A 6,019-nucleotide genomic window follows, 5' to 3' on the forward strand; every position below is an offset into this window, starting at 1 on the left:
GGTTCGCTACTTTCCGGGGTCGCGTTCCAGTTTCTCCAGGGCTACCGCGCGGCGCATGGCCTCGCGGGCACGGGTGCGGTCGCCCGCGTAGTCGTAGGCGCGGGCGAGCCGGTAGGAGGATCGCCAGTTGTCGGGGTCGGCTTCCCATTCGGTCTTGATCTCGGCGAACAGCGCGTCGGCGGCGGCGCGTTCGATGCGGCCCGACGGCCGCCGCGGCAGCTGCGAGGTGTCGACCTCACGGCCTTCGGCGTGGATGCGTTTGGCCAGACGCTGGTGATCCAGTGCCGCGGTCAAGGTGGCCCACACGATCCAGATGCCCACGATCGGCAGCAACAGCATGCCGATGCCGATCGTGATCCCGGCGAACCCGCCGTCGGCGATGTAGGCGATGGCGAGCCCACCGAGGCGAATGAAGTAGAAGATCAGCGCCGCGACCAGGAACGCCACCAGGGCAACGGTTTTCACGACCTGGCGGCCGGATCGGGCGTCGGCGGAATCGGTGTCGTTCACAGGTCGAGGAACGGGTCGAGCCCCACCGTGAGCCCCGGTCGCCCGGCGATCTCGCGCACTCCGAGCAGCACACCCGGCGCGAAGGAGCTGCGGTCGATGGAGTCGTGGCGGATGGTGAGGGTCTCACCCTGGGTGCCCAGCAGCACCTCCTGATGGGCCACGAGCCCGGCCAGGCGCACCGAGTGCACCCGGACACCGTCCACGTCGGCGCCACGGGCGCCCTCGAGTTCGGCGGTGGTGGCATCCGGACTGCGCCCTACGCCGGCTTCCGCGCGCGCGGCGGCGATCAGCGCGGCGGTGCGGTAGGCGGTGCCCGAGGGCGCGTCGGCCTTGTTCGGGTGGTGCAGTTCGATGACCTCGACCGAGTCGAAGAACCGCGCGGCCTGTTCGGCGAAGCGCATCGACAGCACCGCGCCGATGGCGAAGTTCGGTGCGATCAGTACCCCCACCTCGGGCCGCCCGGTCAGCGATTCGCGTACCTCGGCGAGGCGGGCCTCGTCGAAGCCGGTGGTGCCGACCACGGCGTGGATGCCGTTCTCGATCAGGAACTTCAGGTTGCCCATCACCACATCGGGGTGGGTGAAGTCGACGACCACCTGGGTGCCGGTCTCGGTGAACGTCGCCAGCTCGTCGCCCTGGTCGACCTGGGCGACGAGCTCCAGGTCGGCCGCTGCTTCCACCGCCGCGCAGATCGCCTGTCCGACCTTGCCGCGTGCGCCGAGCACTCCGACCCGAATAGTCACCCGTATCTCCCTCGCCTCGTTCCGCTTGCCCGCAAGCCTAACGAGCAGCGCCCGGCGCCGCGGCGCCGACCTCAGTCGAACACGATCACCTGCCGTAGCGCCGCGCCCGCCGCCAGGTCGTCCATCGCCCGGTTCACCTGGTCGAGCCCGATGCGGGCCGAGACGAGCCGTTCCAGCGGCAGCTTCCCGGCGCGCCACCTGCGCACGTATTCGGGGATGTCGCGGGCGGGCACGGCCGAGCCGAGGTAGCTGCCGATGATGGTGCGCCCCTGGGCGACCAGTGCCAGTGGGGAGATCGTGGCGGTGGCGTCGGGGGCGGGCAGCCCCACCGTCACGGTGACGCCGCCGGGAGCCGTGGCCGCCACCGCGGTTTCGAAGGCGCGCACGTTGCCTGCCGCTTCGACCACCACGTCGGCGACCAGTGCGTTGTCCGCGAGTTCGGCGGGGGTGCAGGCCGCCGTGGCGCCGAACTCGCGCGCGGTGGCCAGCTTCTCGGGCACCGTGTCCACCGCGATCACCTCGCCGAGCCCGAGCGAGACGGCCACCAGCACCGCCGCCATCCCAACCCCGCCGAGCCCGACCACCATGATCCGGTCGCCCGCAACAGGTTTCGCGGCATTGAGCAGCGCGCCACCGCCGGTGAGCACCGCGCAGCCGAGGACCGCGGCCACCTCGGGCGGCACGTCGTCGTCGACCGCGACCACCGAGCGGCGGTCCACCACCGCGTGCGTGGCGAAGCCGGAAACACCGAGGTGATGGTGCACGGGCGTACCGTCTCGACGCAGCCGTCGACCACCGCCGAGCAGCTCACCCGCGTTGTTGGCCACGCTGCCCGGTCCGCACGGGGTGCGCCCGTTGCTCGCGCAGCCCGCGCAGTCACCGCAGCGCGGCAGGAAGGTCATCACCACCCGCTGCCCCACCGCCACGTCGTCGACGCCGGGCCCCACGGATTCGACGATGCCGGCCGCTTCGTGGCCGAGCAGCATGGGTACCGGGCGCACTCGGTTGCCGTCGAGCACCGACAGGTCCGAATGACACAGGCCGGCCGCCTCGATCCGGACCAGCAGCTCTCCGGCGCCCGGATCGTCGAGTTCCAATTCGCACACGGTGATCGGCTGCGATTCGGCGAACGGCGCCGGGTCGGCGATGCGTTCGAGCACGGCTCCACGAATCCTCATGGCGCGAACCTACCGTGAATCACCCGTTGCCCGAGCGTGGATTCGGCGCTAGATTCGATCGCGGTGAGGGTGCTCCTGTCGGCCGCCTCGTACCGTGCCCAGGGTCGGTGCTCTCACGAAACCAAGGAGAAATCCGCTGACAGTACAGTTCGATCACACGATTGTCGGATGTCACGACAACAGGGAAACCGCCGAATTCTGGGCGGACATCCTCGGGCTGGAGACAGGCAAGCAGTGGGGTCCGTTCATCCCGATCCCCCTCGAGCACGGTGTCACCTTCGACTTCGCCAGGGTGCCGCCACACATTTCTGAAATCCAACCCCAGCATTACGCGTTCCTCGTCTCCGAAGCCGAGTTCGACGCCGCCTACGCCAAGATCCGGCGCTACCGGCTCGACCACTGGGCTGACCCGCAGCAACACGGGGTCAACGAGATCAATCACAACGACGGTGGCCGCGGGGTCTATTTCCTCGACCCCAACGGTCATTTCCTGGAGATGATCACCGTGCCGTACGGCGGCTGGCCCACCTAGAACGCCCGGGCACCCGGCCGGTCCACCCGTGGTGAACCGGCCGGTGCCTGCGGGGTCACGATGTCTTCGGGGCCCGGCCGCTGCGCAGCCCGAGCAGGGCGGCCAGCACGCACGCCACCGAAACGATCAGGATGAACCAGGGGAACACGGTCGCGATACCCCAGGTGGTCGCCGCCCAGCCCGCGAGCAGCGTGGGCAGCGCCATCGCGGAGTAGGCGAGCAGGTAGTACGCCGACATGGTCTCCCCGCGCCGATGCGGCGGCACGACCTCTGCGAGATGGCGCAGCGAACCGCCGAAGCCGAGCCCGAAGGCGGCGCCGAGCACCAGCCCGGCGATCAGCACCGCGGCGGGTTGTTCGGTCGCCAGCGCGGGCACCGTCGCCAGCAGCGCCGCCGCCATGCCGATGTCGCCGAGGATGGCCGCGCGGCGCGCCGGGATCCTGGTGGCGAACAGTTGCACCAGCGCCGCGGCCAGGGCGGTGCTGGCCACCACCACCCCGCCGAAGACCAGGTTGTGCACTCCGGTTTCGGCGGCGGCCAGCGAGGGATACAGCGACAGCAGCACGCCCAGTACCGACCAGGCCGCCATCACCCCGATCGCGGAGAACCAGAAGTCGGTTCGGATCTCGGCGGGCACCGCCGGTTTCGCTATGGTGATGCGGCCCTTCACCCGGGCGGTGTGCGGTTCGCGCAGCGCCAGCATGCCCGCGGCCGCGGCCAGGCACACCACGGCGATCACCACATACGGCGTGCGCAACGGGGACGGCGCGTACTGCGCCAGTACGGCCGTGCCGAGCACGGCCACCGCGATACCGACATTGAACGCCACCCCGGTGAGCTGACCCGACCGCGCGCCGCGCTCGGGCCGCAGATCCAGCAGGGCCGCGGCACCGGCCACCACGGTGGCACCGACGGCCGCGCCGTGCAGCGCGCGGGCCAGCAGCAGCATGGGCACCGAATCGGCGAGCAGGAACACGACCAGTCCCAGGATCATGGTGGCGAACGCGCCGACGATGACCGGTTTGCGGCCCACCACGTCCGAAATCCGGCCCGAGACCAGCACCGCGCCGAGGGCGGCCACCGCGTACACGGCGAAGACCATGGTGGTGGTGAGCGGCGAGAGGTGCCATTGGGTTTCGTAGAGGCCGTAGAGCGGGGCGGGCGCTCCCGAGACACCGAGTGCCACGCCGGTGGCGGCGAGCACGAGCCCGTAGGCCCAGCGCTGAACAGGCACGACCGGCGCCATTGTTGTCGCTGCCATGCCGTGCCCCTATCAGGTGAGTTTGACGACCATCGAACTGCTCCCGACCCTACGCCGAGTATGATGACTATCAAACCCTGGAGTGAGGTAGATCATGACTCAACCTAAAGATCTTCCCGCGGTGCCGACCATACCGGTGGCCGCGCTCCCCGCCGTGCTCGGTGCGCTACACGACCCGGTACGCCTGGAGATGGTGCGCCGGCTCAGCAACTCGGAGACGCCGCTGCGCTGCTGTGCGCTCTACGACGCGATCAACAAATCCACCGCGACCCACCACTTCAAGATCCTGCGCGAAGCGGGCATCATCGAACGCCTGACCCAGGAGGGCCAGACCTATCAGCGGCTGCGCGCCGCCGAACTGGACCGCGCCGTGCCCGGCCTGCTCTCGGCCGTCGTCGATGCCGCCAATCGCGCCCACGACAGCGGGCCGCGATAACCGGTCAGTGCTCGACGAGCTTTCGCACCGAAGCGGGCAGTTCGCGGGTACGCCGGTACGGGCCGGCCACCGCCGCGCCGTAGGGGCGGGCCAGCAGGGTCCGCGCGACCTCGCTGACCTCGTCGGTGGTGACGGCATCGATACGCGCCAGGGTCGCCGAGACGCTGCGATGGTTGCCGTAGCTGAGTTCGCTGCGCCCGATGCGGTTCATCCGCGAGGCCGAGTCCTCGAGCCCGAGCACCAACCCACCGCGCAAAGAGCCCTTCGCGCGGGCACATTCGGCGTCGGTGACACCGTTGGCCGCGACGTCGTCGAGCACCCCGCGTGCCAGATCCGCCACCTGCCCGAGGTTTTCGGGCTGACACCCCAACGACACCGAGAAGGCGCCGGTGTCGGCGAAGGTGTCCACGCTCGAATACACCGAGTACGCCAGGCCGCGGTCTTCCCGAATACGCTGGAACAGCCGCGAACTCAGCCCGCCACCCACGATGGTGTTGAGCACCGACAGCGGCCAGCGCTGCTGACCTTCGTGCCTGCCGAAGGCGCGCACCCCGAAGGCGAGGTGGGTCTGTTCGCTGTCGCGGTTGATCCGGACCAGCCCGGGTGTGCCCTGGGCACGGAAGGTGCCTTCGCGGCGCGGCGCCGGTTCGGCGCCGAGATCGAGGTGCGGGCCGAACGCGCGGTGCACCAGTTCCACGACGCGCCCGTGGTCGACATTGCCCGCGACCGCGACCACCATGCGTTCGGGCCGGTAGCGGCGCTGGTGGAAGCCACGCAGCTGAGCGGCTCGCATGTCTTCGATGGATTCGACGCTGCCGATCACCGGACGTCCGATGGGATGCTCGCCGAACATGGCGGTGAGGTAGGAGTCGGCGACCAGGTCTTCGGGATCGTCGTCGCGCATGGCGATCTCCTCGAGCACCACCTGGCGTTCCACGTCCACGTCGGCCGCCCGGCACAGGCCGTTGAGCACCACGTCGGAGACGAGTTCGACCGCCAACGGCAGGTCCTCGTCGAGTACGTGGGCGTAATAACAGGTCTGTTCCTTGGCGGTGAAGGCGTTGAGTTCGCCGCCGACCGCGTCCATGGACTCGGCGATGTCGAGTGCGGTGCGCGTGGGGGTCGCCTTGAACAGCAGGTGCTCGAGGAAGTGCGCGGCGCCGGCCACCGTGGGGCCTTCGTCGCGGGAGCCGACACCGACCCAGACGCCGACCGAGGCCGAGCGCACGGCGGGCAGATGCTCGGTGACCACGCGCAGGCCGCCGGGGAGCACCGTGCGGCGCACACCACCGTCGGTGCAGACGTCGTCAGCGGGTTCGGCACTCGATTCGGTCAATGGTGGTGTGCTCACCCGATCCC

Annotated in this window: 7 protein-coding genes; 2 read left to right on the plus strand and 5 right to left on the minus strand. The window is 69.9% G+C overall.

Annotated features, from left to right (window positions below; translation table 11 throughout):
• Positions 1-6: 6 nt before the first annotated feature.
• The 3 genes from ACFO5K_RS11435 to ACFO5K_RS11445 form a co-directional block, all read right to left on the minus strand.
• Positions 7-510, minus strand: coding sequence for a hypothetical protein (locus ACFO5K_RS11435; RefSeq protein WP_378560204.1), 504 nt, complete (start codon positions 508-510; stop codon positions 7-9).
• Positions 507-1,253 carry a 4-hydroxy-tetrahydrodipicolinate reductase gene (gene dapB, locus ACFO5K_RS11440; protein WP_378560207.1) on the minus strand — a complete coding sequence of 249 codons (747 nt, stop codon included), beginning with the start codon at positions 1,251-1,253 and terminating at the stop codon, positions 507-509. The genes ACFO5K_RS11435 and dapB overlap by 4 nt, the downstream gene beginning before the upstream one ends.
• 71 nt (positions 1,254-1,324) lie before the next feature.
• A complete protein-coding gene (locus tag ACFO5K_RS11445; protein ID WP_378560210.1) occupies positions 1,325-2,431 on the minus strand; it encodes an alcohol dehydrogenase catalytic domain-containing protein in 1,107 nt (368 codons plus the stop codon).
• A 136-nt stretch (positions 2,432-2,567) separates the two neighbouring features.
• On the opposite strand from ACFO5K_RS11445, the gene ACFO5K_RS11450 reads away from it, so the two are divergent.
• Entirely contained in the window at positions 2,568-2,963 is a 396-nt protein-coding gene (locus ACFO5K_RS11450) for a VOC family protein (protein ID WP_378563720.1), read from the plus strand.
• Between the two features lie 55 nt (positions 2,964-3,018).
• Here the strand turns inward: ACFO5K_RS11450 and ACFO5K_RS11455 are convergent, their stop codons facing one another.
• Positions 3,019-4,224 carry an MFS transporter gene (locus tag ACFO5K_RS11455; protein ID WP_378560213.1) on the minus strand — a complete coding sequence of 402 codons (1,206 nt, stop codon included), beginning with the start codon at positions 4,222-4,224 and terminating at the stop codon, positions 3,019-3,021.
• Between the two features lie 94 nt (positions 4,225-4,318).
• Between ACFO5K_RS11455 and ACFO5K_RS11460 the strand changes: the two genes are divergently transcribed.
• Complete coding sequence (locus tag ACFO5K_RS11460) at positions 4,319-4,660, plus strand: ArsR/SmtB family transcription factor (RefSeq protein WP_378560216.1); 342 nt, start codon at positions 4,319-4,321, stop codon at positions 4,658-4,660.
• A 4-nt stretch (positions 4,661-4,664) separates the two neighbouring features.
• Here the strand turns inward: ACFO5K_RS11460 and ACFO5K_RS11465 are convergent, their stop codons facing one another.
• Positions 4,665-5,996: a M16 family metallopeptidase gene (locus tag ACFO5K_RS11465; protein WP_378563723.1), complete on the minus strand. Its 1,332-nt coding sequence runs from the start codon at positions 5,994-5,996 to the stop codon at positions 4,665-4,667.
• Between the last annotated feature and the right edge of the window lie 23 nt (positions 5,997-6,019).

Source organism: Nocardia halotolerans (assembly GCF_042650145.1).
In the GTDB taxonomy this organism is placed as follows: Bacteria; Actinomycetota; Actinomycetes; order Mycobacteriales; family Mycobacteriaceae; genus Nocardia; species Nocardia halotolerans.